This window comes from Rhizobium sp. RU36D (assembly GCF_900176345.1).
GTDB lineage: Bacteria > Pseudomonadota > Alphaproteobacteria > Rhizobiales > Rhizobiaceae > Allorhizobium.
The window spans coordinates 1-3,768 of the sequence record NZ_FWXU01000060.1; the positions used below are offsets into that span (position 1 = coordinate 1).

General features: G+C 62.6%; 3 protein-coding genes. 2 read left to right on the forward strand and 1 reads right to left on the reverse strand.

Annotation, left to right across the window (positions count from 1 at the left end; translation table 11 throughout):
- Positions 1 to 174 precede the first annotated feature (174 nt).
- Positions 175 to 1,311, reverse strand: coding sequence for an NAD(P)/FAD-dependent oxidoreductase (locus tag B9A97_RS29050; RefSeq protein ID WP_084369308.1), 1,137 nt, complete (start codon positions 1,309 to 1,311; stop codon positions 175 to 177).
- Between the two features lie 133 nt (positions 1,312 to 1,444).
- On the opposite strand from B9A97_RS29050, the gene B9A97_RS29055 reads away from it, so the two are divergent.
- Positions 1,445 to 2,575, forward strand: coding sequence for an NADH:flavin oxidoreductase/NADH oxidase (locus tag B9A97_RS29055; protein ID WP_084369309.1), 1,131 nt, complete (start codon positions 1,445 to 1,447; stop codon positions 2,573 to 2,575).
- 130 nt (positions 2,576 to 2,705) lie between these two features.
- Positions 2,706 to 3,518, forward strand: coding sequence for an IclR family transcriptional regulator domain-containing protein (locus B9A97_RS29060; RefSeq protein WP_084369310.1), 813 nt, complete (start codon positions 2,706 to 2,708; stop codon positions 3,516 to 3,518).
- Positions 3,519 to 3,768 lie beyond the last annotated feature (250 nt).

The window sequence follows — 3,768 nt, forward strand, 5'->3', positions numbered from 1 at the left end:
AAGACCTCCAGGATCACAATCCAGGAAGTGTCAGGCATGTCTCCGAACATCTGTCAGGTATGTATCAAGGCTATACATCGGGGGCCGGCATGACGGATAAGTTTGTAGGCTACGGATAACAACGTTGCTGAACTGACGGTTTGTCAGCAGTCTGGAGGCCGGCTCGAGCTGGCCTCAGCCGCGCGGCAGAAACGGCGTCATGTCGATGTCGAACGGCGCCGGCTTTCCCTGAACCTGATTGGCCATGATGCGGGCCGCGATCGGTCCCGCCGTAAAGCCCATCCACGGGAAGAAGTTCAGGAAAAAGCCGGGCTCCCGCGGTATTTCGCCCAGGATCGGCATCCAGTCTTCCGTGCCGTTGACGATCGCAGCCCAGGTCCTGACGATGCTGATGTTCGACAGTGCCGGCACCACGGACAGCGCGACGGCCATGTTCCGTCGCAGGCTGTCCAGGTTTGCCACTGGCGTTCCGTTGGGGCCGATATCCGCCTCCCAGCCGCCGCCGATCAACAGCGAGCCGACACCATTCTGTTTCAACGTCAACCGGTCGCTGGCGCAATAGAGAAGGTGCGGGATCAGCGGCCCGACCTTTTCCGTGGCGCTGACCTGGATCGGGAACCCCTGGACATCCCCGAGGTCGATCGAAAGCATTGCCGCCACGCGTCCGGCATCGGCGCCGGCGGCATTGACGATACGAGGCGCCGCAAACCTTCCCTTGTCCGTGACCACGGCGAAGCCTTGGCCCTCGCGTTCAATGCCAAGCACGGTCGTCTGGCGATGAATGGTGACGCCAAGCGCCGTCGCCGCACGGGCATAGGCAAGCGTTGCGGCAAAGGGACTGGCCTTGCCTTCGTCTGGACAGAAGGCGCCGCCGATCATGCTTTCGGACACATAGGGGGCTTCGCGGGCAATATCGGCGCGATCGAACAGCCTGACATCCAGCCCTTGAGCCCGTTCGTGACGCGCCTTGGCTTCAATTGCGCGCATATCCGCAGCGGTGCGCGCCACCAGCAGCCCGCCGCCGAGCTTCACCTCCAGATCGGCATCCAGCTCGCGCGGCAAGTCGCGCCACATTTCGATGGATTTCGCCAGCAGGCCGACGGCCGGACGGTATCTTTCCGCCCAGCTGTCTCCCATCCGCGCATAGGGGTCGTGGGGGATCTGCGCATGCAGGCTGCCGGCATTGGAGCCGGATGCCAGGGTGTTCAGGTCGAAACGCTCCAACAGGGTGACCGCGACGCCGTCTTTCGCCAGATAGTAGGCGGTTGCGCATCCCGCCAATCCGCCACCAATTACAATTACGTCCGTCATTGCCTATACCAAATGCCAGTCGAAACCTGCCAATGCTAGCCTTGGCTGATTTCGTTCGCTATGATAACATTTGTTCGCATAATGAACATTCCAAATCAATCCCCGCAGACGCCTGTCAGTCAAGGAATCCCGCGTGACCGTAGCAAAGCTCTTTACACCCTTCGAGATCCGCAATGTGCGTTTTCCCAACCGGATCGTCGTGTCTCCCATGTGCCAATACCAGGCCACTGACGGACTGGTGCAGGACTGGCACCGGGCGCATCATGCGCGTTTTGCGCTGAGTGGCGTCGGTGGAGCGGTGATCGAGGCGACCGGCGTGGTTGCCGAAGGCCGCATCACGCCCGGCTGCCTCGGCCTGTGGCATGACGGGCAGATTGCCGGAATGGCGGAGATCACGCGGCTCTACAGGACCCATGGCATTCCAAGCGGCATTCAGCTTGCCCATGCCGGACGCAAGGCAAGCGCCGCCCTACCATGGGATGGGGCTGGTCCGCTGGCAGCCTCTGGCTCGCCACAGGCATGGCAGACCGTGGCACCGAGCGCCACCGCCCCGGCGGAGGGATGGCCGGTGCCCCATGAACTCACGCAGAGCGAGATTGCCGACCTCGTCGAAGCCTTTGCGGCGGCGGCCCGCCGTGCGGTGACATCAGGCTTCGACTTCGTTGAGATCCACGGCGCACACGGCTACCTGATCCACAGCTTTTTCTCGCCGCTGGCCAATAGCAGAACGGACGCCTACGGCGGCTCCTTCGAAGGCCGCAGCCGCTTTGCCCTTGAGGTGACGGAAGCCGTCCGCGCTGCGATCCCCGCGGGCATGCCGATGTTCTGGCGGGTCTCGGCCGTCGATCATGATCCCTCTGGTGTGCAGATCGAGGATACGGTGCGGCTTGCCCAACGGCTCAAGGCCGCGGGCGCCGATGTGATAGACGTCTCCACCGGTGGGATCAGCGGGCCGATCGCGCGCAGCGGCCCGCCGCAGTTTCCGGGCCATCAGGTGCCCTATGCCGCGCGCATCCGCCGGGAGGCCGATATCGCAACCATGGCGGTCGGCATGATCATGGAGCCGGCGCTGGCGGAAAAGATCCTTGAGGATGGCGATGCGGATCTGGTGGCCTTGGGACGCGAACTTCTCGCCGACCCCGCCTTCGCCTATCGGGCTGCGCGGGAGCTTGGGGTGCCGGCGGCAGAATCCATCCTGCCGCAGCCCTTCGCCTTTCATCTGGCGCGCAGAGAACAGGCTTTGGCCCGTTTGCGCACAGGATGAGTAGGACGTGAGCTACGTAAGGCATCGTTGGTGCACAAGTGTTCGAAAACGGCCTCAAGCGCTTGCAACGGGTGCTTTTGACCGCTAATCGAATACCAGGGATAGGCAAGCAAGGACGCGAGCAGAACGTATGGCTACAGCCGCCAAAACCACGAAGTCGGCCGAAGAAGCGGTGGTCGAAGACGAAAATGCCCGTGACTATGTCACTTCCTTTGCACGCGGCCTCGATGTCATCAGGACATTCACGCGGTCGAAGCCGCGCATGACCCTGAGCGAGGTCGCCGAGCAGGCGGACATGAACAGGGCCGCCGCCCGGCGGTTCCTGCTGACGCTGGTGCGCGAGGGCTATGCCGATCTCGACGGGAAATATTTCAGCCTGCGGCCGAAGATCCTGGAGCTTGGCTTCTCGGCGCTTGCGTCGATGAGCCTGCCCGAAGTGGTTCAGCCGGTCCTCAACGACCTGGCCGACAAGCTGCAGGAAAGCTGCTTCTGCGTGGTGCTGGATGGCGATTCCACCGTCTACATCGCGGCGGCCAAGTCGAGGCGGGTGATCAACGTCTCCATCGAGCTCGGCAGTCGCGCCCCGGCCTATTGCATGTCCTCCGGCCGCGTGCTTCTGGGCGCCCTGAAGCCTGAGGAACTAGACGCGGTTCTTGAGGGGCTGAAGCTCGAGCAGATCACCGACAACACGGTGACGTCAAAGCTGAAGCTGCGCAGCGCCATTCGCGAAGCCCGGGCCAAAGGCTATTCGCTGGTGGACCAGGAATTCGAGATCGGCCTGCGCTCCATCTCGGTTCCCGTCGCCGACCGCACCGGCTCCGTGATCGCCGCCCTGAACGTCTGCTGCCCCAGCCCCCGCTACACCATGGAGGACATCGTCCAAAAGGTGCTGCCGGCGCTTCTGGACAGCGCCAGCCGCATCACGCTGTCCCTCCCGCACTGAACACGGCAATCTGCCGTTTTCAATGGGACTGCCCCCTGACGAAAAAGACGAGGACGGGGTTCGCAGCCTCGTCTTATGGTACAGAGAAACCATCGGTTCAGCGAGATGTACGTTATCCGTGGCCTGCAAACCTCTCCGTCATCCCGGCCTCCGAGCCACTGCTGTCCGGTTTAATTTCCGGTCCATTTGAAGACCAACTGGTTGTGGTTTTTGGGTTTGTCTGGCGGGGGTCTGAGGAGGTGATCGGTGC

What these genes read in the sequence shown, in the direction of transcription:
- B9A97_RS29050 (WP_084369308.1), bottom strand. Translation starts at nt 1,311, where the DNA reads ATGACGGACGTAATTGTAATTGGTGGCGGATTGGCGGGATGCGCAACC.
- B9A97_RS29060 (WP_084369310.1), top strand. Translation starts at nt 2,706, where the DNA reads ATGGCTACAGCCGCCAAAACCACGAAGTCGGCCGAAGAAGCGGTGGTC.